Source organism: Pseudalgibacter alginicilyticus (assembly GCF_001310225.1).
GTDB classification, from domain to species: domain Bacteria; phylum Bacteroidota; class Bacteroidia; order Flavobacteriales; family Flavobacteriaceae; genus Pseudalgibacter; species Pseudalgibacter alginicilyticus.
Genome location: NZ_CP012898.1, coordinates 788,548 through 813,986 on the forward strand (window position 1 = coordinate 788,548; position 25,439 = coordinate 813,986).

Annotated in this window: 20 protein-coding genes and 3 tRNA genes; 8 read left to right on the forward strand and 15 right to left on the reverse strand. The window is 31.9% G+C overall.

Annotation, left to right across the window (positions count from 1 at the left end; all coding sequences use genetic code 11):
* Positions 1–61: 61 nt before the first annotated feature.
* From leuD to APS56_RS03215, 3 genes are all read right to left on the reverse strand, one after another.
* Positions 62–661, reverse strand: a complete 600-nt coding sequence (gene leuD, locus APS56_RS03205; protein WP_054724715.1) for a 3-isopropylmalate dehydratase small subunit — start codon at positions 659–661, stop codon at positions 62–64.
* A gap of 78 nt (positions 662–739) precedes the next feature.
* On the reverse strand, positions 740–2,152 hold the full coding sequence (gene leuC / locus APS56_RS03210) for a 3-isopropylmalate dehydratase large subunit (protein WP_054724717.1): 1,413 nt from the start codon (positions 2,150–2,152) through the stop codon (positions 740–742).
* Between the two features lie 240 nt (positions 2,153–2,392).
* The gene (locus APS56_RS03215; protein WP_054724720.1) at positions 2,393–2,779 is read right to left on the reverse strand and encodes an acyl-CoA thioesterase; all 387 of its coding nucleotides are present in this window, start codon (positions 2,777–2,779) and stop codon (positions 2,393–2,395) included.
* Positions 2,780–3,054: 275 nt separating this feature from the next.
* Between APS56_RS03215 and APS56_RS03220 the strand changes: the two genes are divergently transcribed.
* Positions 3,055–3,471: a hypothetical protein gene (locus APS56_RS03220; protein ID WP_054724722.1), complete on the forward strand. Its 417-nt coding sequence runs from the start codon at positions 3,055–3,057 to the stop codon at positions 3,469–3,471.
* Between the two features lie 238 nt (positions 3,472–3,709).
* On the opposite strand, the gene APS56_RS03225 is transcribed toward APS56_RS03220, so the two are convergent.
* From APS56_RS03225 to APS56_RS03245, 5 genes are all read right to left on the reverse strand, one after another.
* Positions 3,710–4,213: an Arm DNA-binding domain-containing protein gene (locus tag APS56_RS03225; protein WP_082379236.1), complete on the reverse strand. Its 504-nt coding sequence runs from the start codon at positions 4,211–4,213 to the stop codon at positions 3,710–3,712.
* Between the two features lie 188 nt (positions 4,214–4,401).
* A tRNA-Arg gene (locus tag APS56_RS03230) sits at positions 4,402–4,475 on the reverse strand.
* A gap of 29 nt (positions 4,476–4,504) precedes the next feature.
* Positions 4,505–4,579 (reverse strand) — tRNA-Pro (locus tag APS56_RS03235).
* A 98-nt stretch (positions 4,580–4,677) separates the two neighbouring features.
* Positions 4,678–4,765: transfer RNA gene (locus APS56_RS03240), tRNA-Ser, on the reverse strand.
* Between the two features lie 90 nt (positions 4,766–4,855).
* Positions 4,856–6,904 (reverse strand): HD family phosphohydrolase, encoded by a 2,049-nt coding sequence (locus tag APS56_RS03245; protein WP_054724724.1) that lies wholly within the window; start codon positions 6,902–6,904, stop codon positions 4,856–4,858.
* A gap of 215 nt (positions 6,905–7,119) precedes the next feature.
* Between APS56_RS03245 and APS56_RS03250 the strand changes: the two genes are divergently transcribed.
* Both APS56_RS03250 and APS56_RS03255 read left to right on the forward strand, forming a co-directional pair.
* The gene (locus APS56_RS03250) at positions 7,120–8,295 is read left to right on the forward strand and encodes an acetyl-CoA C-acyltransferase (RefSeq protein WP_054724726.1); all 1,176 of its coding nucleotides are present in this window, start codon (positions 7,120–7,122) and stop codon (positions 8,293–8,295) included.
* 141 nt (positions 8,296–8,436) lie between these two features.
* Positions 8,437–9,186: a C40 family peptidase gene (locus APS56_RS03255; protein ID WP_054724728.1), complete on the forward strand. Its 750-nt coding sequence runs from the start codon at positions 8,437–8,439 to the stop codon at positions 9,184–9,186.
* A 49-nt stretch (positions 9,187–9,235) separates the two neighbouring features.
* Here the strand turns inward: APS56_RS03255 and APS56_RS03260 are convergent, their stop codons facing one another.
* Both APS56_RS03260 and gyrA read right to left on the reverse strand, forming a co-directional pair.
* Positions 9,236–10,492 carry a tetratricopeptide repeat protein gene (locus APS56_RS03260; RefSeq protein WP_054724730.1) on the reverse strand — a complete coding sequence of 419 codons (1,257 nt, stop codon included), beginning with the start codon at positions 10,490–10,492 and terminating at the stop codon, positions 9,236–9,238.
* Positions 10,493–10,507: 15 nt separating this feature from the next.
* Positions 10,508–13,072 (reverse strand): DNA gyrase subunit A, encoded by a 2,565-nt coding sequence (gene gyrA, locus APS56_RS03265; protein WP_054724732.1) that lies wholly within the window; start codon positions 13,070–13,072, stop codon positions 10,508–10,510.
* A 260-nt stretch (positions 13,073–13,332) separates the two neighbouring features.
* On the opposite strand from gyrA, the gene APS56_RS03270 reads away from it, so the two are divergent.
* A complete protein-coding gene (locus APS56_RS03270) occupies positions 13,333–15,882 on the forward strand; it encodes an ATP-dependent Clp protease ATP-binding subunit (RefSeq protein WP_054724734.1) in 2,550 nt (849 codons plus the stop codon).
* Positions 15,883–15,949: 67 nt separating this feature from the next.
* On the opposite strand, the gene APS56_RS03275 is transcribed toward APS56_RS03270, so the two are convergent.
* On the reverse strand, positions 15,950–17,245 hold the full coding sequence (locus tag APS56_RS03275) for an MFS transporter (protein ID WP_054724736.1): 1,296 nt from the start codon (positions 17,243–17,245) through the stop codon (positions 15,950–15,952).
* A 137-nt stretch (positions 17,246–17,382) separates the two neighbouring features.
* A complete protein-coding gene (locus tag APS56_RS03280; protein ID WP_054724738.1) occupies positions 17,383–18,201 on the reverse strand; it encodes a M48 family metallopeptidase in 819 nt (272 codons plus the stop codon).
* Positions 18,202–18,380: 179 nt separating this feature from the next.
* Here APS56_RS03280 and msrB point away from each other — a divergent pair, with 179 nt between their 5' ends.
* Positions 18,381–18,863 carry a peptide-methionine (R)-S-oxide reductase MsrB gene (gene msrB / locus APS56_RS03285; protein ID WP_054724740.1) on the forward strand — a complete coding sequence of 161 codons (483 nt, stop codon included), beginning with the start codon at positions 18,381–18,383 and terminating at the stop codon, positions 18,861–18,863.
* A 6-nt stretch (positions 18,864–18,869) separates the two neighbouring features.
* On the opposite strand, the gene APS56_RS03290 is transcribed toward msrB, so the two are convergent.
* Positions 18,870–20,153, reverse strand: a complete 1,284-nt coding sequence (locus APS56_RS03290) for an NAD(P)/FAD-dependent oxidoreductase (RefSeq protein ID WP_054724742.1) — start codon at positions 20,151–20,153, stop codon at positions 18,870–18,872.
* Between the two features lie 119 nt (positions 20,154–20,272).
* Between APS56_RS03290 and lpdA the strand changes: the two genes are divergently transcribed.
* A complete protein-coding gene (lpdA, locus tag APS56_RS03295; protein ID WP_054724743.1) occupies positions 20,273–21,649 on the forward strand; it encodes a dihydrolipoyl dehydrogenase in 1,377 nt (458 codons plus the stop codon).
* Between the two features lie 81 nt (positions 21,650–21,730).
* Here the strand turns inward: lpdA and APS56_RS03300 are convergent, their stop codons facing one another.
* Both APS56_RS03300 and aroQ read right to left on the reverse strand, forming a co-directional pair.
* Positions 21,731–22,240 carry a porin family protein gene (locus tag APS56_RS03300; RefSeq protein WP_054724745.1) on the reverse strand — a complete coding sequence of 170 codons (510 nt, stop codon included), beginning with the start codon at positions 22,238–22,240 and terminating at the stop codon, positions 21,731–21,733.
* A gap of 135 nt (positions 22,241–22,375) precedes the next feature.
* On the reverse strand, positions 22,376–22,792 hold the full coding sequence (aroQ, locus tag APS56_RS03305; RefSeq protein WP_054724747.1) for a type II 3-dehydroquinate dehydratase: 417 nt from the start codon (positions 22,790–22,792) through the stop codon (positions 22,376–22,378).
* Between the two features lie 479 nt (positions 22,793–23,271).
* Here aroQ and xerD point away from each other — a divergent pair, with 479 nt between their 5' ends.
* Together xerD and APS56_RS03315 are read left to right on the forward strand one after the other, a co-directional pair.
* Positions 23,272–24,168 (forward strand): site-specific tyrosine recombinase XerD, encoded by an 897-nt coding sequence (gene xerD, locus APS56_RS03310; protein ID WP_054724749.1) that lies wholly within the window; start codon positions 23,272–23,274, stop codon positions 24,166–24,168.
* 71 nt (positions 24,169–24,239) lie between these two features.
* Positions 24,240–25,397: a PAS domain-containing sensor histidine kinase gene (locus APS56_RS03315; protein WP_054724751.1), complete on the forward strand. Its 1,158-nt coding sequence runs from the start codon at positions 24,240–24,242 to the stop codon at positions 25,395–25,397.
* Positions 25,398–25,439 lie beyond the last annotated feature (42 nt).

The following is a 25,439-nucleotide window of genomic DNA, read 5'->3' on the forward strand; positions in this document are numbered from 1 at the left end:
TAAGTTAAATAGCAAATAAAAATTCTTTTAATAAGATTTAAAATTTCCTATTAAAACTAACTTAAAATGGTCGTTTACTAGCAAATTGAGTAATTTCCTCTTCAATGTTTTTTAAATAATCAATATCATCAAATCCATTTAACATATTATCTTTTTTGTAAAGATTAATATCAAAAGATTCAGATTCACCAGTAGCTAATAAAGTAACTGTTTGATTAGGTAAATCTACTCTAATCTCTGTTTTAGGGTCAGCCTCAATTGCTTTGAACAATTTATCTGCAAATGCTACTGATACTTGTACTGGTAATACACCAATATTCAAACAGTTATTCTTAAAAATATCTGCAAATGCAGAAGAAATAACACAACGCAACCCAAAATCATAAACAGACCAAGCGGCATGCTCTCTTGAAGAACCAGAACCGAAGTTTCTGCCTCCCACTAAAATTTTAGATCCTGCATATTTTTCTTGGTTTAATGGAAAATCAGCCTTAGGTGTTCCATCACTATTATATCTCCAATCACGGAAAAAATTGATATCAAAATCTACACGCTCAGTTGCTTTTAAGAAACGAGCTGGAATGATTTGATCTGTATCCACATTCTCTATTGGAAGTGGGTACGCTGTACTTGTTAATACTTCAAATTTATCGTAAGCCATTTTGTAATTTGCTTTTAACCTTTAGCTTTTCGCTATTAGCATATTTTATTATTATTTTACTTCAGCTGATTGCCTAAATTATGCGACAACATTAGCATTTAAAATTGTTCTTGGATCCGTAACGACACCTTCTACAGCCGATGCTGCTGCAACTAAAGGAGAAGCCAATAAGGTTCTTGACCCTGGACCTTGACGACCTTCAAAATTACGGTTAGATGTTGACACAGATAATTTTCCTGCTGGAATTTTATCATCATTCATTGCTAAACATGCTGAGCACCCTGGCTCTCTTAATACAAATCCTGCATCAGATATGACTTTGTCCAATCCTTCTGCTTTAATTTGATCTACTACTTTATGAGATCCTGGAACCAACCAAGCTGTAACGTGATCTGCTTTTTTACGACCTTTTACGATTGAACAAAATGCTCTAAAATCCTCAATACGTCCGTTTGTACATGAACCTAAAAACACAAAATCAATTTTTTTACCAATCATAGCTTCACCTTCGTGAAAATCCATATAGCCTAAAGATTTTCGATAAGTTTCAACACCGCCTTCAACCGCTTCAGCATTAGGTATATCTTTAGTTACCCCCATCCCCATTCCTGGGTTTGTTCCGTAAGTAATCATTGGTTCTATATCGGCTGCATCATAATTAAATTCGGCATCAAATTTGGCACCTTCATCTGTTTTCAAGGTATTCCAATATTCCATAGCTTTGTCCCAATCAGCTCCTTTAGGAGTTAATGCACGACCTTTAATATATTCAAACGTTTTTTTATCTGGAGCAATCATACCGCCACGAGCCCCCATCTCAATAGACAAGTTACATACAGTCATACGACCTTCCATAGTCATATCCTCAAAAACATCTCCTGCATATTCTACAAAATAACCTGTAGCACCAGAAGTTGTTTGTTTAGAAATAATATATAAAGCTACATCTTTAGGAGTAACCCCCAAACCTAATTTTCCATTTACGTTAATACGCATGGCCTTAGGTTTAGATTGCATAATACATTGTGTAGACAATACCATTTCTACTTCAGAGGTACCAATACCAAAAGCAATAGCACCAAAAGCACCATGAGTAGACGTATGGGAATCTCCACAAACAATAGTTGCGCCAGGCAATGTAATACCATTTTCAGGTCCCACAACGTGTACAATACCGTTATTTTCATCTCCCAATCCCCAGTGAGAAATACCATGCTTTTTTGCATTTCTTTCCAAAGCATCTAACTGGTTTGCAGACAAAGCATCTTCCACAGGTAAATGTTGATTGATTGTTGGGGTATTGTGATCGGCAGTAGCAAAAGTACGTTCTGGATACAATACACTGTTACCTCTACTTTCTAATCCTAAGAAAGCTACTGGACTTGTAACTTCATGAATGAAATGACGATCAATAAAGAATACATCTGGTCCATCCTGCACATGACGCACAACATGTGAATCCCAAACTTTGTCAAATAATGTCTTACTCATATTAGTGTTTATAATTATAGTTTAAATGTTTATCCTATTTTTTGAAGGTATACTCATTTAAAAAAATGAACATAATTTTTCAAAAAGGATACAAATTTACTAAAAACTCCTTTTATATCATCATTTAATAAAGATTAAGGAAGATTTAAATAGATTTTTATATGATTATTAGTGGAATAAAAAAAAACCGATAATTTCTTAACAGAAAATCATTATTGGTTAAAATTTTTAAAAGTAAATTTACTTTAATCTATCTACAACATATTCCACTTGGGTTTTTCCATGAGCTTTGGCATGGCCATCAACTCCAATATTAACCATGACTATGTTTGAAATAGTTATGATAGTTTCATGAGTCATTTTATTTCTAACTTCACAAGATAACGTTAAAGAAGCATTTCCAAATTTTACAACTTCAATACCAATTTCTACAATATCCCCTTGTTTAGCTGATGATTTAAAATCTATTTCACTCATGTATTTAGTAACAACTTTTTGGTTTTCAAGTTGTATAATAGCATACAAAGCAGCTTCCTCATCTATCCATTCTAATAATCGTCCTCCAAAAAGTGTACCGTTGGCATTCAAATCTTCGGGTTTAACCCATTTTCTTGTGTTAAAATTCATGATTCAATTGTAATTTATAAAGTATGTTTAAGTAGTTTCAACTATGTATATTATAGTGCAAAAACAACTTACTTTTGTTAAAACCTTAAAATTTAGGATAGTTTAGTGGTCAATTAAAATGAATATGTTGTAAGTTTTAACACTTGCAAATTTCTTGTTTCAATTATAGGCAAAGATAGAAAAATCTACTAATGTTAATAACCTCGTTAACAATTATAATGATTCTTAATTATATAAAGGACTTAAAACCTTTAATTTTATTAAAACTCTAAATCATGAACACAAGACAATTTAACTTAAAGAGTATACGCCCAGAAGTTGCTTCTACTACAATAAACGACAACATGAGTAGTGATGAACGGTTTCAAAATTTAGTATTACGCCCTATAATCAGACTTCAATCAGGCTTGTTTGTTGAGGTTTTTAAAAATTACATCAATAAACATAAAGGTGTTTTTTATAATTTCACTTTAGATAAACGTATTAATTATATTGAAAACGCCATTCAAAAAGATGTGAAATTTCGAAATTCACTAAAAGGAATGGTTATTGGACTTTTTACAGTTGAAGAATATCTGATTTATATTGAAAATTCCTCTGCTTTAAATAAACGCATGATGAATATTGTAAAAGAACAATTAATTAATAATATACAACTTTTTGAAAAACAAAAACTTTTAACAGCGGTGTAGGAACTTAAAAGCAACTGAACATCTGGCTTTATAAATTTGTAATGAACACCTGCCCTTTATCCTTATAGGTGTTTTCCATTTATTGTATTTTTTACTTTCACATAAAATATAAGTATACTATCACCATTTGATTGATGAAAAATGAGTTTGTTTTGTACGTTTTACAATTTTTAAAGCTTTTAATGTCACTTTTCTTACTTCTGTGGTGGAAGTTGTATCAATCTACTTCATACCTCTACTAAAACTTCAAATCCAAATTGCTTAGCTTAACATCATTTTTCTTATAGTACACCTTTATAAACTCAGCCACCTTCCTCCTACTTTCCACATACCTACTCCAAGACAATTTGTTAAAGTCTACTCCTATTAACTTTTTGGTCTTTTCATTATGCAAATCATAAGCACCTAATATGGCAATTTCAGTCTTTACATCTTCACCTTTATATTTCCTGTAAATATCATCTACATCAAAGTTTTCTTGTGAAATTTGAAGCATCAAAAAAGCCTCATTAATCTTCTGACTAATAAGGCTCAAATGCGCATTCAATATATTATTCTCTTTATTGGGAGGTTTAGCAACTTGTTGTTTACTATCCCAAGCCTCAGGTTTTATAAGTAGTCCTGTGGAGAACTCTTTCCTAGTTTTAGAGTATGTAATTCTACATCTTATAGGGCATAATCCCTTTTTATTTGTTTTTACCTTTTTCAGTAAAAACAATATAGCGAGTTTATAATCATTCATCTTTTTATTTGAGTTTAAAAAGGTACACCTGAAGAAAAAAGGGTACACCTAATAGTACACCAAAAAGGCACACTTTTAATAAATAATGGATTGTATTGAAATAATGAGATCAGCTCTATAAAACCTTGTGAAGCACTACAAACCCTATAAAAACAAAAAAGCCTCACTATTTCTAGTGAAGCTTTAAGTGAGCCCTGAAGGATTCGAACCTTCGACCGCCTCCTTAGAAGGGAGGTGCTCTATCCAGCTGAGCTAAGAGCCCGTAGTTTTAATGTTTCTACGAAAACAGTGTCGGGGTGGCAGGATTCGAACCTGCGACCTCCGCGTCCCAAACGCGGCGCGATAACCGGGCTACGCTACACCCCGAATAAACCTTGAATTAAAAATTCAATTATTATTAATTATACTATTTAAATATTGTTTTCAATTAACACTACAAAATCCAATAGTTAACCAAATAATTGCGGAGAGACGGGGATTCGAACCCCGGGTACCCTTTTGGGGTACGACGATTTAGCAAACCGCTCCTTTCGGCCACTCAGGCACCTCTCCTAATGTTTATGAACATTGCAATAAAATTGCGGTTGCAAATGTATATTATATCCACATATAACGCAACTATTTTTTTACTTTTTTCTGTTTTTATTCTGGGTACTCAATACGCAAATGATAAATGTTTGCTAACTTGTGTTTTAACACTTTTTTTATGGATTGAATTTCCTTAAAAGTAATGTTAGCATTCAAAAATTGACCATCTTCAATTTGTTTATTAATAATACTTTCTACAAAAGCATCAATTTTAGTGGAAGTTGGATTTTTTAAACTCTTTGATGCTGCCTCAACACTATCACACATCATTAAAATTGCCGTCTCTTTACTGAAAGGTTTAGGTCCTGGATAACAAAAATCAGCTTTAATAGCATCTGGATCAATTTCTTTTTCCTTCATATAAAAATAATAAACCAAACTAGATCCATGGTGAGTGCGAATAAAATCAACTACTCTATCTGGCAGATTATGTTTTTTTGCTATCTCTATACCATTAATTACATGATCAACTATAATTCTAGCACTTTCTTTTGCAGACAATTCATCATGTGGATTAATACCTGTTGATTGGTTTTCAATAAAATAAGTAGGATTCTTCATTTTTCCTATATCGTGGTATAATGCCCCCACACGTGCAAGCATTGCATTTGCCCGTATTTCATTAGCTGAAGATTCAGCAAGGTTTGCTACATTCAATGAATGATGAAATGTCCCTGGAGCTTTATTTGATAGTTCTTTAAGGAGTTTAGAGTTGGTATCTGACAATTCTAAAAGCGATACATCAGAAACCAATCCAAAAAGTTTTTCATAAGCATAAATTAAAGGTTGTACAAACAGTGTTGCAAACCCACATAACACAAACAATCCAAAGGTCTGCCATTTTATAGTTTCTACACTACCTTCATGGATTACAAAAAAAGCAAAATAAGCAATGATATAAATTAAAGTAATTTGACCAACCGATATAAACAAATTAGCTCGTTTATACAATTCTGAAACAGTTAAAATAGTTACAATTCCTGCTATAATTTGTAAAAACATATACTCATAACTATTCGGTACAATTGATCCTAATAATAGTACTGTAATAACATGTGAAAACAGCCCCAGTCTAGCATCAAAAAAGGCCTTAAATACTAATGGTAAAATACAAATTGGCACCACATAAATATATTGTGAATTGTAATTTATTACCAAAGTTGTTAGTAATACCATTAAAAATATATTGAAAAATATAAAAGTCACCTTGGTGTTGTTCTCAAATACATCTAATCGATATTTTCTTAAAAACAAAAGCAACATCAATAAAGCTAATGCTACTAACAAAGTATATGCAAATAGAATCCAGTTGTAGTTAGATTCATTCCATACCTGCGACTCAAACTCAGATTGCAACGATTTTAATATCTGAAATTTATCACCTTCTATAATTTCTCCTTTAGAAATAATTAGTGTTTCCTTAGCGATACTTCCTCTTGTATACGATATTTTATTAAGTTCTTCATTTAATACTTTTTCAGTAAATGATTTATCATAAACCAAATTTGGTTCAATTAAATCAAAAAATAAAGACACAAAATCTGATTTATAAGCATTTAAATTTTGATCTAATAGCACTCTTTCAATAATAGGCGTAATTTTATCCTGATGTGTTAAATTGGAATAAATTGTTTTGTGTTTTTCTACTCGACCATCAAGAATAACAACCGATTTTTCGTCATTAAAATCATAACTCCCCGTTAAAACGCCATACTTATAAAGTTCTGATATAATTTGCTCTCCAACTTTTAAAAGAATTTCTTTCTGTCTATTATAAATTGAATCAGAAAAATTTTCATAAAAAATTTCTGGATATTTTTTCTTAATTCTTCGGACAATAACAGTATCTAAATCAAAATACAATGTTGCATTTTCAGTAATAGTCTTTTTTTCTAACGCAATTTCTTCATCGGCTTTTTTTATGGCAAAATCAAATGGAGCTTGTAGATTTTCTGATTGCCAAGGTTTTCCTTTTTCAAAACTATACTTAAATTTTCCACTTTTAGGGAATAGGTAAACAATTAAAAAAGTGGTAACTATAAACAACAATCCTTTATAAATTAAGGAATGGTTTCTGTAAAGTTTATTTATGAAATCATTCATGTATTAATGCATTAACCAATTTAAGTGGTTTTATTTTTCCTAAAAATATTTGTTTATGATGTGTTTTTCTAATTGCTTCATTTATACACTATCATTTCTATTATTCAAATGTAATAAATTTATAAGGGTTATAGTTTTTTTTTCATAATACCTCAATCCCTATAATTTCTATTAAAAAATGATTATTTTCGCTTCCATGCGCTAAACCATTAATCATGCACAAAGAAGTAGTTATTGTATCGGCAGTTAGAACCCCGATTGGAAGTTTTATGGGAGCTTTATCTACCATTCCTGCTCCAAAACTTGGTGCTATTGCTATTAAAGGAGCTTTAGAAAAAATAAATCTAAAGCCCAAATTGGTAGAGGAAGTTTTAATGGGTAATGTTGTTCAATCTGGTGAAGGCCAAGCTCCTGCTAGACAAGCTGCTATATTTGCAGGAATACCTAATACGGTACCCTGTACTACCATTAATAAAGTTTGTGCTTCAGGCATGAAAGCAGTTATGCAAGCAGCGCAAGCTATTGCTTTAGGAGACATTGAAATTGCTGTTGCAGGCGGTATGGAAAACATGAGTTTAATTCCTCATTATTTGTATACCAGAATTGGTATTAAATTTGGCGCATCCACATTAATTGACGGCATGCAGAAAGATGGTTTGGTTGATGCATACGATCAAAACGCTATGGGAATTTATGCCGATTTATGCGCAAAAGAATATCAATTTTCAAGAGAAGAACAAGATGCTTATGCTATACAATCGTACAAACGATCTGCAAAAGCTTGGGAAACTGGTAAATTCAATAATGAAATAGTGCCTGTTGAAGTGCCCCAACGTCGAGGGGAATCAATCATTGTTGACAAAGATGAAGAGTTTACGAATGTTAAAATTGAAAAAATATCAAAATTACGTCCAGCATTTTCAAAAGATGGCAGTGTAACTGCTGCCAATGCATCTACAATAAACGATGGAGCTGCAGCCTTGGTATTGATGAGTAAAGAAAAAGCAAAATCATTAGGCATAAAACCTTTGGCTACAATTAAAGGTTATGCCGATGCAGCCCAAGAGCCAAAATGGTTTACTACAGCTCCTGCAAAAGCACTTCCTAAAGCATTGTATAAAGCTGGATTATCAATGACTGATGTTAATTTTTTTGAATTTAATGAGGCGTTTTCTGTAGTCGGATTGGCTAATATAAAATTACTTAACCTAAACGATAACATAGTAAATATTAATGGAGGAGCTGTATCATTAGGACATCCTTTAGGGTGTTCTGGTGCAAGAATCCTTGTTACATTATTAAATGTATTAAAGCAAAATAATGCTAAAATTGGAGCCGCAGCTATTTGTAATGGGGGGGGTGGTGCTTCTGCTATTATTATTAAACGTTGATACTATTAAATTAAACCTTTTTACTATTACTATATTAATATAAAAACAACCATAACTTAAATATTTTCACTTACAATGCAGCATTTTTCTTTTAACACAACTAACAAGCATAAATAATTAATAGCAATAGATAACACCTAAATGCAATACGGAATTTGTAATTTAAGCATAGCCCCTTTACGTTTTGAAGCCTCAGATTCAAGTGAATTGGTTTCGCAGGTTTTATATGGCGATCATTTTAAAATTTTAGAGCAACGAAAATCTTGGAGCAAAATACGCCTGGCTTTTGATAAATATGAAGGCTGGATAGATAATAAACAATATCTTGAAATAACCGCTGATCAATACTCAAATTTACAAGATGTATCTCCAATACTTTCAACAGATTTAGTTGAATTTATTGAAGATGAACAAGAACAGCTCTATCCAATTTTATTAGGGTCATCTTTAAACGGACTGGCTTTATTAAATCATTCTCATGATGGTAATTTAGTTAAAGGTAAACATCCAAAAGAAAACTTAATCAATACGGCTTTTTTCTACTTAAACGCTCCTTATTTATGGGGAGGAAAAACACCTTTTGGAATAGACTGCTCTGGTTTTACACAAATGGTATACAAACTCAATGGTTATAAACTATTACGCGATGCTTCACAACAAGCAACTCAAGGTGAAGCTTTAAGTTTTATTGAAGAAAGTGAACCAGGTGACTTGGCTTTTTTTGATAATAACGAGGGTATCATTACCCATGTGGGAATTATTATGAAAAACAATTATATTATCCATGCACATGGTAAAGTAAGAATTGACCGTTTAGATCATTCTGGTATTTACAATGTTGATAAAAAAATGCATACACACAAACTTCGTGTTATAAAAAAAGTGATATAAAAAAAAAGCCGCTAACAGCGACTTTTTTTTTATATATACTAAATAAGAATTAATTCCCAGCAGCTTCTAAAGCATCAACTTTTGCTTTCATCTCTTTTCCTTTATCTGATTCACCTACTATATTGTAAATGTTCATTAATGTTTTTGCTGCATCAATATTATCAGATTTGATTTCTAACGCTTTTTCTAAATAAGGAATAGCATCTCTATAAATTTGCTGACGAACCTTCTTTAATTCATCATAACGTAGGTTATCTTTAGTAGAAGTTCCTAACCCATTCATTTCAGTTACAACATCAGCTTCTGCACTTAAAACTATAGAAGCTATATTTATATTTGCATTTACATGTTGAGGATCTAATTCAATAGCTTTATTGTAATATTTTTTAGCTGCTTCTTTATCTCCAGATTCATTTGCTATAACACCTAAATTATATTGTAATTCAGCATTGTTTGGATCTTTAGTTGTTGCTTCTTCCATCAACTCTTTAAAAGCCTCACGGTTTCCTAATTTAAGTTGTAACTCTGCTTCAACCATTAACAAATTTAAATCATCTGGATTCTCTTTTCTAGCATCAACTAAAGCCTCTATAGCTTTATCATCTTCACCATTCTCCTTATAAATTAAAGCTATATTTTTTACAATTTCTGCTTTTCTAGATTCTGTAAATTCATCAGTAGGATTAATATGAGAATCAGCTTTAACAGAAAGATCTCTCATTTCTTTATTCTGAAAAGACTCTTTTGTGTTTGTTTCTTTATTAACAGCAAAATACTGTTTTTCAACTCCTGTATAACCTAAATCTTTAAGTTCTTCATATAGTGTTAAAGCACGGTTGTAATCTGGAATATTAATAGCCATACTAGCTGCATAATATAAAAAAGTAGTATCAGAAGTTCTTAATCTGTAAGCTTTCTCAAAATAATCAGAACTCGTAGAAAAATTTTTATTCTCGTACGCTTTATTACCAAGTGTAATCATTTTATTGGTAATCTCTTCTTTTATTCCTTTAATTTCTGAAGCATACTCCCCTTCTACTTTATCAAAATTCATTAAAGCTGCATCAATATCATCAATAGATCCAGCTCCGTTAGCATATAAAGCTTGTCCAAAATAATAATAATAATCTGCTTTTTGACCTTCATCCATAACAGACATCATACTTTTTGCCTGATTTAATGCTGCTTTTGCTTCCGCAAAATTATTGCTTTTAATTGCCTTAGCAACCGTTTTCAATTCTTTTTTTTGTGCAAAAGCAAATGCACTCACTGAAAACGCTAAAGCTAAAATAACTCGTTTTTTCATTTTTAAAATATTTATTTAATTGTCATTAATTGTTTCATCTTGATTGGTATCAAGAGTTGTGCCATCATCCTGAGTGTCATTGCTTTCAGTAGTTTCATCCAATGTAACTTCTTCATCCTCTTCATGCATCACTTTAGCAACAGCAGCAATAGAATCTGCATTTTTAAGGTTTATAAGTCTAACTCCTTGCGTTGCTCTACCCATAACTCTTAAATTTTTCACTTCTAATCTAATTGCTATTCCAGATTTATTGATAATCATTAAATCATCCGTATCTGTAACACTTTTTATAGCTACTAATTTACCAGTTTTTTCTGTAATAGAAATGGTTTTCACACCTTTTCCTCCACGATTTGTAATTCTGTAAACTGGTTCTCCATCTTCAGGATCGTCAATATAAGTACGTTTACCGTACCCATTTTCAGAAACAACTAAAACAGATTCTTCTTGTGGGTTTTCAATGGTAACCATGCCAATTACTTCATCTTCCGTATTTGCCAATGTAATACCACGAACACCAGATGCACTACGCCCCATAGGACGTGTTTTAGCTTCTTCAAAACGGATGGCCTTACCAGATTTAAGCGCTAACATAACCTGACTATTACCCGTTGTTAATTTAGCTTCTAACAATTCATCATTATCTTTAATAGTAATGGCATTAATACCATTAGTTCTTGGTCTAGAATATTGTTCTAAAGACGTTTTCTTAACCTGACCATTTTTAGTTGCCATAATAACATAATGGCTATTAATATAATCCTCGTTTTTTAAATCTTGAGTACAGATAAATGCTTTAACAGTATCATCTTGTTCTATATTTATAAGATTTTGAATGGCCCTACCTTTTGATGTTTTACTACCTTCTGGTATTTCATAAACACGCATCCAGAAACATTTTCCTTTTTGAGTAAAGAATAACATATACTGGTGATTTGTACCAACAAACAAATACTCTAAAAAATCTTCGTTTCTTGTGGTAGAAGCTTTCTGGCCAACACCTCCTCTGTTTTGTGTTTTATACTCGTTTAATGAGGTACGTTTAATGTATCCAGCATGCGAAATTGTTATAACAACTTGCTCATCTGGAATCATATCTTCAATACTCAAATCACCCCCAGCATATTCAATAACTGAACGACGCTCATCTCCATATTTATCTTTTACAACCAGTAATTCTTCTTTAATGATTTCCATTCGACGCTCTTTTTTATCTAAGATGTCTTTTAAATCTTCAATGGTTTTCATTAAATCTTCATACTCTGCCCTTAATTTATCTTGCTCTAAACCAGTGAGTTGACGCAAACGCATTTCCACAATGGCTTTGGCTTGAATTTCTGATAGTTTAAAACGCTCAATCAATTTTTCACGAGCTTCATCTGCATTGGATGAGGCACGAATTAAAGCTATTACTTCATCTATATTATCTGAAGCAATAATTAATCCTTCTAGGATATGTGCGCGTTCTTCTGCTTTACGAAGTTCATAAGTTGTTCGTCTTACCACAACCTCATGTCTATGCTCAACAAAATAATGAATCATATCTTTAAGATTCAATAATTCTGGACGGCCATTTACCAAAGCTATGTTATTAACACTAAAAGACGATTGTAGTGCGGTATATTTATATAATTTATTTAGGACGATGTTTGGTATAGCATCACGTTTTAAAACGTAAACAATACGCATACCGTTTCTGTCTGATTCATCTCTAATAGTAGCTATACCATCAAGTTTCTTTTCATTTACCAAATCAGCTGTTTTTTTAATCATGTCAGCTTTGTTAACTTGGTAAGGTATTTCGGTTACCACAACACACTCACGTCCTTGAACTTCTTCAACAATTGCTTTTGCACGCATAACAATACGCCCACGACCAGTCATAAAGGCTTCTTTAACGCCATCATAGCCATAAATAATTCCTCCAGTTGGGAAATCTGGAGCTTTAACGTATTTTATAAGTTCTTCTACTTCTATATCGTTATCATCAACATATGCAACAATACCGTCAATCACTTCACTTAAATTATGCGGAGGCATATTAGTTGCCATTCCTACCGCAATACCTGAAGCGCCATTTACTAAAAGCCCTGGAATACGGGTTGGCAATACTTTAGGTTCTTGTAAAGTATCATCAAAATTAAGTTGATGATCTACAGTTTCCTTTTCAATATCCGCTAACATATCTTCAGAAATTTTACGCATACGTGCTTCTGTATAACGCATTGCTGCAGGACTATCTCCGTCAATAGACCCAAAATTCCCTTGTCCATCTACAAGCATGTAACGCAAACTCCATTCCTGAGCCATACGCACCATGGCATCGTAAACCGATGTATCACCGTGCGGGTGATATTTTCCTAAAACTTCTCCAACTATTCTTGCGGATTTTTTATGTGCTGTATTTGCTCTAACACCTAACTCATGCATGCCATAAAGCACACGTCTATGAACCGGTTTTAATCCATCTCTAACATCTGGTAAAGCACGTGACACAATGACTGACATCGAATAATCAATGTAAGCCGATTTCATTTCATCTTCAATATTAATAGGAATGAGTTTTTCTCCTTCTGCCATATATAAATTATTAAGATATTTTTTATTATTTCAAAACGTGCTAAGTTAACGATTTCAATAGTCTCAGTAAGCCTTTAAACCTTCTTTTTTCATGTTTTTTATTAACAATTTGAAGGGCTTTTTTCGTTAATAAGTATGACTCATAAAATTTTGATTTTATAAAGTTTTTTTCGTCAATTAGCAACTTACATACATTTTAAGGTATAGTTTTTGCCATTAGTAAAATGTTTTAGTATTTTTAAAGCAGAAAGAAACCTATTATGGACGATAATTTTTCACCCCGAGTAAAAGATGTAATTGCCTTTAGCAAAGAAGAAGCCATGCGGTTAGGCCATGATTTTATTGGCACTGAGCACTTAATGTTGGGCTTACTTAGAGATGGAAACGGTAAAGCGATCAATATATTAAATGCTTTAGATGTAGATTTAAACCATCTAAGGCGTAAAGTAGAAATATTGAGCCCTGCAAACCCTAACATCCCTGTAACTTCCAATCAAAAAAAGAACTTACATTTAACAAGACAAGCAGAACGTGCTCTAAAAACAACATTTTTAGAAGCTAAGTTATTTCAAAGTACTTCCATTAATACGGCACATTTACTGCTATGTATTTTAAGAAATGAAAATGACCCCACTACCAAGCTTTTAAATAAGCTTAAAGTTGATTATGATAATGTAAAAGAACAATTCAAACTTATGATTACAAATGACAACGATTATATAGAACCTAAGTCAGAATCTTTTCAAGATGATGACAGTGCTCAAGAAGACGCCTCAAAAGACAATCTTTTCAACAGTCCTACCGCTGGTAAAACAAACAAAAAATCTAAAACGCCTGTTTTAGATAATTTTGGACGTGACCTAACAGCCATGGCTGATGAAGGAAAATTAGATCCCGTTGTTGGTCGTGAAAAAGAAATTGAACGTGTTTCTCAAATATTAAGTAGACGAAAGAAAAATAATCCATTGCTTATTGGTGAACCTGGTGTTGGTAAATCTGCCATTGCGGAAGGTTTAGCCCTAAGGATTACAAAACGAAAAGTTTCTCGTATACTATTCAATAAACGCGTAGTTACTTTAGATTTGGCAAGCTTAGTAGCTGGAACAAAATACCGAGGACAATTTGAAGAGCGCATGAAAGCCGTTATGAATGAGCTTGAAAAAAATGATGATGTTATACTATTTATAGACGAAATACACACCATTGTTGGAGCAGGAGGTGCTACAGGAAGTTTAGACGCTTCAAACATGTTTAAACCTGCTTTAGCACGAGGTGAAATTCAATGCATCGGCGCTACAACTTTGGATGAATACAGACAATATATTGAAAAAGATGGAGCCTTAGAACGTCGTTTCCAAAAGGTAATTATTGAACCTACATCTGTAGACGAAACCATTGAAATTCTCAATAACATTAAAGGAAAGTATGAAGAACATCACAATGTTGATTATACTCCTGAAGCCATTGAAGCTTGTGTCAAATTAACAAATCGTTACATGACAGAACGGTTTTTACCGGACAAAGCTATTGATGCTTTGGATGAAGCTGGTTCTCGTGTACATATAACAAATATTGAAGTTCCAAAACAAATCATCGAATTAGAAAAACAGTTAGAAAGTATCAAAGAAACAAAAAATGCCGTTGTTAAAAAACAAAAATATGAGGAAGCTGCTAAACTTAGAGATGACGAAAAGCGTATAGAAAAAGAATTATCTATTGCCCAAGAAAAGTGGGAAGAAGATACAAAACAACATCGCGAAATAGTAACAGAAAATAATGTAGCTGATGTGGTTTCAATGATGACAGGTGTTCCTGTGAATAGAATTGCACAGACCGAAATAAACAAATTAGCAGTGTTACCTGAACTTATTAAAGGCAAAGTAATTGGTCAAGACGAAGCTGTTAGCAAAGTCGTTAAAGCTATTCAACGCAATCGTGCTGGACTTAAAGACCCAAACAAACCCATTGGCTCCTTTATTTTTTTAGGTCAAACAGGCGTTGGAAAAACACAATTAGCCAAAGTATTATCTCGCGAATTATTTGATAGCGAAGATGCCTTAGTTCGAATTGACATGAGCGAATACATGGAAAAATTTGCCATTTCAAGATTAGTAGGTGCGCCTCCGGGGTATGTTGGTTATGAAGAAGGAGGTCAATTAACAGAAAAAGTAAGACGTAAACCCTACGCTGTAATTTTATTAGATGAAATTGAAAAAGCACATCCAGATGTTTTTAATATGATGCTGCAAGTTTTAGACGATGGTTTTTTAACAGATAGTTTAGGACGAAAGATTGATTTTAGAAATACCATAATTATAATGACATCCAATATTGGTGCCAGAAAACTTAAAGATTTTGGTACAGGAATAGGATTTGGAACCGCTTCACAAAAAGCACAGGAAGACGCTAATGCGAGAAGTGTGATAGAAAATGCCTTAAAAAAATCGTTTGCTCCTGAGTTTTTAAATAGAATTGATGATGTTGTGGTATTTAATCCTTTAGAAAAAGAAGATATTAACAAAATTATTGATATTGAATTAAACAAGTTACTCATAAGAATTAAAGATTTAGGGTATTCCTTAAAACTTAGCGATTCAGCAAAAGATTATATTGCAGAAAAAGGCTTTGATAAACAATATGGAGCTAGACCTTTAAAAAGAGCGATTCAGAAATATGTAGAAGACGCTTTAGCTGAAGAAATTGTTGCCTCACATGTAGAAGAAGGTGATCAAATAACAATAGACTTAGATCAAAAAACAGACGAGTTAAATATCAAAATAGAAAAAGCAGAAAAACCAACAGAATCATAAATAATGAATTGAATTATAAAAAAACCTCTAATTAATAAAAATAATTAGAGGTTTTTTATCTCAATCTCTAAATACTCTTTTTAGGCACTCTAAAAAGCAGAATAATCCCGACTAAAAAGAACACAAATAAAAACAAAATAGCATTTCTCATACTACCAGTTATTTGATCTATAGTACCATAAATAATCATACCTATAACAATTCCAATTTTTTCTGCCACATCATAAAAACTAAAATAAGAGGTGGTGTCTTCTGTTTCAGGTAATAACTTTGAATACGTAGATCTTGCTAAAGCTTGAATCCCCCCCATAACTAATCCTACAAAACCTGCCGCTATGTAAAATTCCATGGGTGTTATCATAAAATAAGCATAAAAACACAAAACCATCCAAACAAAATTAACAACAATTAAAGTTTTTATATTCCCAAATTTAGCAGAAGCTTTAGATGTTAAAATAGCTCCAACAATAGCTACTAATTGAATAACCAAAATACTAACTATTAACCCTGTTGTTTTTTCAGCATCATCACCCCAGGCTATTTCTTCTTCACCAAAATAAACAGCGACTAACATAATCGTTTGTACCGCCATGCTAAACACAAAAAAAGCATACAAATACCGTTTTAATCTTAAATTAAGTTTCAATTGATTCCAAACTAAACGCAACTCCTTTAAACCGTTAAATATAATGGCTCGAGTCACTTTATGACCAGACGAGGTTCCTTTAGGTAAATAATAAAATGAATATTGAGAAAATAAAATCCACCAAAGACCTACAGTAACAAAAGCATATCTCATCATCTGCATTTTAGCCTCACCCGTATCCTGGCTCATTACCATAGCCAAATTCACAATCAGTAAAATAACGCTACCAATATACCCCAATGAAAATCCTTTGGCACTTATTTTATCCTGTTGCTCAGGAAAAGCAATGTCGGGTAAATAAGAATTATAAAAAACCAAACTGCCCCAATACCCTATCAATCCCATAAAATAAAATAACACACTAATGTAAATGGCATCTAAACTAAACCAATATAAACCTATACAACCAATACCACCAACATAACAAAAAAACTTTAAAAAGTTTTTTTTGTTACCAACATAATCAGCAATTCCCGAAAGTATGGGAGACATACATGCAACTACCAAAAAAGTAAAAGCGGTAACAAATGTTATTAGTACAGTACTTTTAAATTCAAATCCAAACGCAGCTACTGTTTTTATTTCTGAAATAAATAATGCCGAATAAAATATTGGAAATATAGAGGATGCTATTGTTAAAGTATAAACCGAATTTGCCCAATCATAAAATGCCCAAGCATTTAATAGTTTTTTACTTCCTTTTTTCAGTTGATTCATGTTAGATTTATGGTTACAAATATATTTACTACAAATAGTTAAAGATTCTCTTAATTAAATATTTGTAGTAATAAAAAAAGCTGCCTTTTTAAGCAGCTTCTAAAGTAAATAAATATTTTTAATTGCAGGTTAAGTAATTATTCTCTAAATGTTGTTACTCCAAACTTTTTAGCTTCTTCTTTTGCTTTTGGAGCTAATGCAGTCAGGTTGGCTATTCTAGAATCATTAGAAGGATGGGTACTCAAAAATTCTGGTGTAGCTCCCCCTCCACTATGAGCCTGCATACGCTTCCACAATTCAGCCGCTTCGTCAGGATTATACCCTGCAACAGCCATGATATAAATACCTATTTGATCTGCTTCTGTTTCATGACTTCTACTAAAAGGCAGCATTAGACCTACTTGAGAACCTACACCATAATACTGGTTAAATGCATTTTTTGACTCTTCATCTTTAATGGCAATATTTCCAGCTACAGCACCAAATTGTTGAAGCATTCCTGCACTCATACGTTGCTGACCATGATTTGCTAAAGCATGAGCTACCTCATGCCCCATAATAGCAGCAACCCCTGTTTCATTAGCTGCAATAGGTAAAATACCTGTATAAAATACTATTTTCCCCCCTGGCATACACCAAGCATTAACAGTGGCATCATCAACCAATTTATATTCCCACTTATAATCATTTAAATAACCAACATGTCCATTGGCTGTTAACCAACGTTCTGCTGCAACAGCTATACGCTGACCAACCCTATTAATCATTTCTGCATCTTTAGTACCCGTTACCACATTATTTTCTGTTAAAAATTGATCATATTGAGCAAAAGCAGTTGGAAACAATTGTGAATTCGGCACCAATGCCATAGTCTTTTTCCCTGTAAAAGGATTGGTTGCACAAGCTATAATCAACAAAGCTACTGCAGATGTTATAATAATATTTCTAAGTTTCATATTTACTATTTTTTGGTTATAAAAATACAAAAATCATACCTTTTATTATTAGACCCCTTCTTTATTTATTTGTCACACTTAATTAATCAAAGATATCAATTTGTTATGTTATGTTTTATATCTATTTTCGACATAATTCATACAATAATTTTAAAAAAAACTATTTATTTAATTAAGCTATGAAAAAAATATTCTTAATATGCAGTTCTATAATTCTATTTACTTGCAATACCTCTGCCCAGAAAAAAAACAAAAAGCAAAGCAACAAGTATACTGTTGTTAAAACTGAAGCCGAATGGAAAGCCCAATTAACTGACATGGAGTTTTACGTATTAAGAAAAGCTGGTACCGAACGTGCTTTTTCTAGTCCATTAAATAAAAATGTTGAAGCAGGCATATATGCTTGTAAAGCATGCAACACACCATTATTTAAAAGTGAGCATAAATACGACTCAGGTTCAGGTTGGCCCAGTTTTGATAGAGAAATAAAGGGTAATGTGAATTTTTCTACAGATTATAATTTGGGATATGCAAGAACTGAAGAACATTGTGCTACTTGTGGTGGGCATTTAGGGCATGTTTTCAATGATGGTCCAACAAATACAACTGGGAAACGCCATTGTATTAATGGTGTAGCACTAACATTTATTCCTAAAAAATAAATAAAACTACTCTTTTAATTGCTTTTTGAAAGGTCTAATAATTAATCGTGCTTCTCTATCAAAACGCACATAATTATATACCCAGTTTACAAAAACGACCATTCGATTTCTAAAACCAATTAGAAAGAAAAGATGCACAAACATCCAAACATACCATGCAAATATACCCTGAAATCTAAAGCGAGGTAAATCTACAACAGCTTTATTCCTTCCTATAGTAGCCATGGCACCTTTATCTTTATAAACAAATGGTTTCATGGGTTTATTTTCTATTAATTTAAGCATATTATCACCTAATTGTTCTCCTTGCTGTATTGCAGGTTGTGCCATCATAGGTAAACCTATTGGAAAATCATCCGTAACCATACATGCAATATCTCCTATTGCAAAAATATTTTTAAAGCCCGTAACTTGATTAAATTCATTAACCAAAAGACGTTCACCCTTTGTTATTAAATCTTTCGCATTCAATCCTTTTATCATAGCACCTTTTACGCCTGCTGCCCAAATAAGTGTTGCTGCTTCAAAGCTTAAATCGGTATTGGTACTTATTGTCTTTCCATCATAATTTGTTACACGGACATTTTTCCAAATATTGACACCTAATTTTTCTAAAAAATCTTCAGCTTTTTCCGAAGCTTTATCACTCATCCCTTTTAAAATATGATCTCCTGACTGAATGACATGTATTTGCGCCATTCGTGTATCTAAATCTGGATAATCTTTTGGTAAAATTCCTTTTTTTATTTCAGCTAAAGCTCCTGCCAACTCCACACCTGTTGGTCCTCCACCAACAATTACAAAATTCATAAGAGTATTACGTTCATTTAAATCTGAAGTTAACAAAGCCTCTTCAAAATTTTCAAGGATTAAGCTTCTTAAGTTTAAAGATTCAGGTATGGTTTTCATGGCCATACTATTTTTTTCTATTTCAGAATTACCAAAATAATTAGTTACAGCGCCAGAAGCAACCACTAAATAATCAAACTTAAGTTCTCCTATGTTGGTTAAAACTTTATTTTCAACAGTATCAATTTTTTCAACATTTGCTAATCTGAAATGAAAATTTGGAAAAGTTTGAAGTATTTTTCTAATGGGATATGCAATGGAATCTGGCTCTAAACCTCCTGTTGATACTTGATATAATAAGGGTTGAAAAGTATGATAGTTGTTTTTATCCATCAATACAACTTGCACCTCTTGTTTAGATAACTTTTTGGCTAAAGCCACTCCTGCAAAACCACCACCGATAATAATGATTCGTGGGTAACTAGTTTTAGGTATGTTCATAAAATATAACTTACAAAGCAAAGGTAACATAAAGATGCAAATTTATAAGGCTCTAAATTCTTTATTCAAATTCGATTTCGTAAATTCGTAGCTTCAAAATACAATTTAAAAAATTACAAATGAGCAAATATGATATTATAGTTCTTGGAAGTGGTCCTGGTGGATATGTAACAGCTATTAGAGCATCACAGTTAGGTTTTAAAACTGCTGTTGTTGAAAAAGAAAATTTAGGTGGTGTATGTTTAAATTGGGGATGTATCCCTACCAAAGCATTATTAAAATCTGCTCAAGTATTTGAATATCTCAAGCATGCTGAGGATTATGGATTGTCTGTAAAAGATTATGATAAAGATTTTGATGCTGTGGTAAAACGCAGTCGCGGTGTTGCAGATGGAATGAGTAAAGGTGTTCAGTTTCTAATGAAGAAAAATAAAATTGACGTTATAAAAGGTTATGGTAAAATTAAACCTGGCAAAAAAGTTGACGTTGATGGTACTGAGTACAGTGCTGATAACATTATTATTGCTACCGGTGCTCGCTCTCGCGAATTACCAAATTTACCTCAAGATGGTAAAAAAGTCATAGGTTATAGAGAAGCCATGTCTTTACAATCGCAACCTAAGAAAATGATTGTAGTTGGTTCTGGTGCTATTGGCGTGGAGTTTGCCTATTTCTATAATTCTATGGGCACCGATGTTACAATTGTAGAATACTTACCAAATGTAGTACCTGTTGAAGATGAAGATGTTTCAAAACAATTAGAGCGTTCATTTACTAAATCTGGTATTAAAATAATGACTTCTGCTGAAGTTACAAAAGTTGATACTTCTGGTGACGGAGTAAAAGCAACTGTTAAGACAAGTAAAGGTGAAGAAATTCTTGAAGCTGATATTATTTTATCTGCAGTTGGTATAAAAACCAATATTGAAAATATTGGATTAGAAGATGTTGGTATTGTAGTAGATAGAGATAAAATTTTAGTTGACAAGTACTACCAAACTAATTTACCTGGTTATTATGCGATTGGTGATGTAACTCCTGGTCAAGCATTGGCTCATGTTGCTTCTGCTGAAGGTATTTTATGTGTTGAAAAATTAGCGGGTCTTCATGTTGATGCTTTAGATTACGGTAACATTCCTGGCTGTACCTATTGTACTCCTGAAATTGCGAGTGTTGGTTTAACTGAAAAACAAGCTAAAGAAAAAGGTCTTGATATTAAAGTTGGTAAATTTCCGTTCTCTGCATCTGGAAAAGCAAGTGCTGGTGGAAACAAAGATGGTTTTGTAAAAGTTATTTTTGATGCTAAATATGGTGAATGGTTAGGCTGTCATATGATTGGAGCTGGTGTAACTGATATGATTGCTGAAGCTGTTTTAGGTAGAAAATTAGAAACAACAGGGCATGAAGTTTTAAAAACAGTTCATCCACACCCTACAATGAGTGAAGCTGTTATGGAGGCTGTTGCAGCTGCTTACGATGAAGTGATTCACTTATAAAATTTTTAAAACTATTAAGTTTTAGATAAATTAGATATTAAAAAAAAGTTTCAGAAATACATTTCTGAAACTTTTTTTTATTTAAAATTTAAGTTTTGCTCCCACCTTATACAAAACATAATCGCCTCCATAATTTGTAGTATTGGTAGGATTCGCAATATCTATAGATTCTTTTTTTATCAAATTATAATCTACTCTAGCATCTACAGATAAGTCTTCTGTTATATCATATTGATATCCGAAAGTTGAAAATAAAGAAACATTACTTACACCCCCATCTACTTTCAAAATATTTATTTTAGGACCAAAAAAAACACTGTGTTTATTACTTATGTTGTATCTAACCAATAAAGGATACTCGATATTAGTGTAACTATTCAAAAGGTTGTTATGACTCTTTTCTTGCATTTCAAGTCTTAAAAACCAATTTTTATTCAAATTATATTCCGAAAAATAACTTCTATAAAACCTTGGCGTATCTAATATGTTTACATCATTTGTAATACTAAAGGAACTTGTTTCAACTAATTTTTCCTGAGAAATTACCAAATTAGAAACCAATATAACCAAAATAAATAGTAGTATTCTCATCACATAAATAATTAGTATAAGTACTACAAATTTATGATAACAACATGTATGTTATACACAATTATATCATAAATTTAATTCATAAAATGTTAAATATCACATTATACTCAACATAAAAATCTCACTGAGTGTGTTTTACAAAAAACTTTGAATTGCCAACTCATAACTCTGTAAGCCAAAACCTAAAATAACACCTTTTGCATTAGGCGATATAAAAGATTGATGCCTAAACTCCTCTCTGCTAAACGTATTTGAAATATGAACTTCTACCACAGAGGTTTCAATTGCTTTTACTGCATCTCCAATACCAATTGATGTATGCGTATAAGCAGCAGCATTTAAAATAATACCATCATAATTAAAACCAACTTCATGCATTTTATTAATTAATTCACCTTCTATATTAGATTGAAAATAATCAATTTGTACCTTAGGGTATTTACTATGTAAAGTTTTTAAAAACTCAGTAAACGTTAAACTCCCGTAAATATTTGGCTCTCTTTTTCCTAACAAATTTAAATTAGGACCGTTGATGATTATAAGTTTTTTCATAAGGTAAATATATAAAATTTGAACATAAAAAAACCGAGGCCTGAATTTATGTTTTTAAACAAAATTATATTGTTCTTTAAAAAGTTAAAGCAAATCCAACATGGAACTCAAAGTATCCCTTCAAGAGGTATTTTACTAATAATATAATTTTTAGCCCCTACTTTATATGTGAAAGCAGTTCCAAAATCAAAATCGTTATACCCTAAACTGCTTTAATAGCTAAATTGTCCATTACAAAATAACCTCCTTCTGCTCCTAATGACCAAGCTGTGTTCCATTAATAGAAGAAAACCCAAAACCTGTATTGGCCTCTATAAGTCATATCTCTTTTCTTGTTTTTCATCCATTATAACTATCTTGAGCATTTACATTAGTTAATTTGAATACTACAATAAAAGTACTTAATAATAGTTTTTTTCTACACAAAACCAAAGCTAATCTGTATAATAATACGCTTTAATTTATGTATTTTTACATACATGAAATGGCAAAATTCACTAAAAGATTATCAATTATATTTAAAAATTGAACGTGGATTATCTAAAAATTCCATAGATAATTATATTCTTGATGTTAAAAAACTTATTGACTATTTAGATGCAAACCATATAAATATTTCTCCTGTTTCCATATCTTCAGAAATTGTACAACAGTTTATTTATGAAGTTGCCAAAACTGTAAATTCCCGATCGCAATCCAGAATCATATCAGGACTTCGGAGTTTTTTCAACTATCTTATTTTTGAAGATTACAGAGCAGACAACCCTCTCGAATTAATTGAATCTCCAAAAATTGGAAGAAAATTGCCAGATACTTTGGCAGAAGAAGAAATTGACCAGATTATAAGCGCTGTTGATTTAAGCAAGCCCGAAGGAGAACGCAACAGAGCGATGCTTGAAACCTTATATGGCTGTGGATTGCGAGTAAGTGAATTAATAAACTTAAAGCTATCAGATTTATTCTTTGAAGAAGGTTTTATAAAAGTAACAGGAAAAGGAGACAAACAACGCTTTGTACCAATTGTTGACGCTACTAAAAACTATATTAACATTTATAGATATCAAATTAGAATACACACCAATATTCAATCTGGACATGAAGATACATTATTTTTAAACAGAAGAGGAAAACAACTTACCAGAGCAATGGTTTTTACAATCATCAAACAATTAGTAGAAAAAATTGGTCTTAAAAAAAAGATATCACCCCATACATTTCGGCATTCGTTTGCCACTCACCTATTGCAAAATAATGCAGATTTGCGTTCCATTCAACTTATGCTGGGTCATGAAAGTATTACAACTACCGAAATTTATGTGCATTTAGATAGACAACATTTAAAAGGAGTGGTTGAAAAATTCCATCCACGAAAATAAGTATAGAGTTGCTGTTTTTTGCTTTTAATTGGTTTTATAGGTACCTTTGTTAGCTACATACCTACTCATTTATGACCGATATTTTAGATAAAACATACATTATTAATGACATAGTTGATGTAAATTCAAATTTAAACTACGATAAATTTACGTCACAATTTGCACTTGAAAATTCAAATATTGGTGTTTGGGATTTTCATTTAAAAACAAATACTGTTCATTATTCAAAAGAAGCAAAAGAAGTGTTATGTATTGAGGATAATAAATATGCTGCATTTAATTGGAAAAAGATCATACATCCAGATGATTTTGAAAATTTAATTACTGTTCTAAAAAAACATTATGATGGAGAAATCCCCTACTACATTAGCGAACACAGAATTGTATGCTACAATGGAAAGCATAAATGGGTTAAAGATAGTGGACGTGTTATTGAAAGAGATGAATTAGGCAACCCATTACGCATAATTGGAACTGTTTGCGATATCTCAGAAAGAAAAGAAAGAGAATTAGAAATCGTTCAAAATTTAGACATAATAACCAATCAAAATAATAGGCTTCAAAATTTTGCACATATTGTTACTCATAATTTAAAAGAATACACTGGTAACTTTGAAAGCCTGCTTGAGTTTTATGATGAAGCAGAAACTATAGAGGAAAAAAATGAATTAATTAATCATTTAAAAACAGTTTCTAACTCATTAAGCAAAACAATTGTTAATTTAAATGAAATAGTAAGTAAACAATCAGCCAGAAAAATTGAGCGTGAAAAGCTTAATATATATCAATGTATGGAAGATACCTTTAAAATTATGGATTTAGAAATTGCAAATAAAAAAGCCATAATTATTAACAAAGTAAATCCTCAAATTAATATTTATGCTAACCGTTCTTATATGGAAAGTATTATTCAAAATTTAGCTTCCAATGCTTTAAAATATTCTCATCCTAAAAGGAAGCCTATATTAAACATTGATTCTCACTTATCGGAAGATGAAATTTTAACTATTACAGTTACAGACAATGGTATTGGTGTTGACTTAAATAAATATGGCAATGATATTTTTGGTTTATATCGTACTTTTCATGGAAATGAAAATGCTGAAGGCGTTGGGTTGTATCTTACAAAAAGCCAAATAGAAACTTTAGGAGGAAAAATTGAAATTAAAAGTGAAGTAAATATAGGTACCACTTTTACCATTACAATGAACATAAAAAATCCAGAATAAATCTGGATTTTTTATGTTTTACATCTTAAGATACCTAAACAG

Bases quoted from the DNA above. Each gene is read 5' to 3' on its own strand.
- leuD (WP_054724715.1), bottom strand. From the start codon at position 661: ATGGCTTACGATAAATTTGAAGTATTAACAAGTACAGCGTACCCACTT.
- leuC (WP_054724717.1), bottom strand. From the start codon at position 2,152: ATGAGTAAGACATTATTTGACAAAGTTTGGGATTCACATGTTGTGCGT.
- APS56_RS03215 (WP_054724720.1), bottom strand. From the start codon at position 2,779: ATGAATTTTAACACAAGAAAATGGGTTAAACCCGAAGATTTGAATGCC.
- APS56_RS03220 (WP_054724722.1), top strand. From the start codon at position 3,055: ATGAACACAAGACAATTTAACTTAAAGAGTATACGCCCAGAAGTTGCT.
- APS56_RS03225 (WP_082379236.1), bottom strand. From the start codon at position 4,213: ATGAATGATTATAAACTCGCTATATTGTTTTTACTGAAAAAGGTAAAA.
- APS56_RS03245 (WP_054724724.1), bottom strand. From the start codon at position 6,904: ATGAATGATTTCATAAATAAACTTTACAGAAACCATTCCTTAATTTAT.
- APS56_RS03250 (WP_054724726.1), top strand. From the start codon at position 7,120: ATGCACAAAGAAGTAGTTATTGTATCGGCAGTTAGAACCCCGATTGGA.
- APS56_RS03255 (WP_054724728.1), top strand. From the start codon at position 8,437: ATGCAATACGGAATTTGTAATTTAAGCATAGCCCCTTTACGTTTTGAA.
- APS56_RS03260 (WP_054724730.1), bottom strand. From the start codon at position 10,492: ATGAAAAAACGAGTTATTTTAGCTTTAGCGTTTTCAGTGAGTGCATTT.
- gyrA (WP_054724732.1), bottom strand. From the start codon at position 13,072: ATGGCAGAAGGAGAAAAACTCATTCCTATTAATATTGAAGATGAAATG.
- APS56_RS03270 (WP_054724734.1), top strand. From the start codon at position 13,333: ATGGACGATAATTTTTCACCCCGAGTAAAAGATGTAATTGCCTTTAGC.
- APS56_RS03275 (WP_054724736.1), bottom strand. From the start codon at position 17,245: ATGAATCAACTGAAAAAAGGAAGTAAAAAACTATTAAATGCTTGGGCA.
- APS56_RS03280 (WP_054724738.1), bottom strand. From the start codon at position 18,201: ATGAAACTTAGAAATATTATTATAACATCTGCAGTAGCTTTGTTGATT.
- msrB (WP_054724740.1), top strand. From the start codon at position 18,381: ATGAAAAAAATATTCTTAATATGCAGTTCTATAATTCTATTTACTTGC.
- APS56_RS03290 (WP_054724742.1), bottom strand. From the start codon at position 20,153: ATGAACATACCTAAAACTAGTTACCCACGAATCATTATTATCGGTGGT.
- lpdA (WP_054724743.1), top strand. From the start codon at position 20,273: ATGAGCAAATATGATATTATAGTTCTTGGAAGTGGTCCTGGTGGATAT.
- APS56_RS03300 (WP_054724745.1), bottom strand. From the start codon at position 22,240: ATGAGAATACTACTATTTATTTTGGTTATATTGGTTTCTAATTTGGTA.
- aroQ (WP_054724747.1), bottom strand. From the start codon at position 22,792: ATGAAAAAACTTATAATCATCAACGGTCCTAATTTAAATTTGTTAGGA.
- xerD (WP_054724749.1), top strand. From the start codon at position 23,272: ATGAAATGGCAAAATTCACTAAAAGATTATCAATTATATTTAAAAATT.
- APS56_RS03315 (WP_054724751.1), top strand. From the start codon at position 24,240: ATGACCGATATTTTAGATAAAACATACATTATTAATGACATAGTTGAT.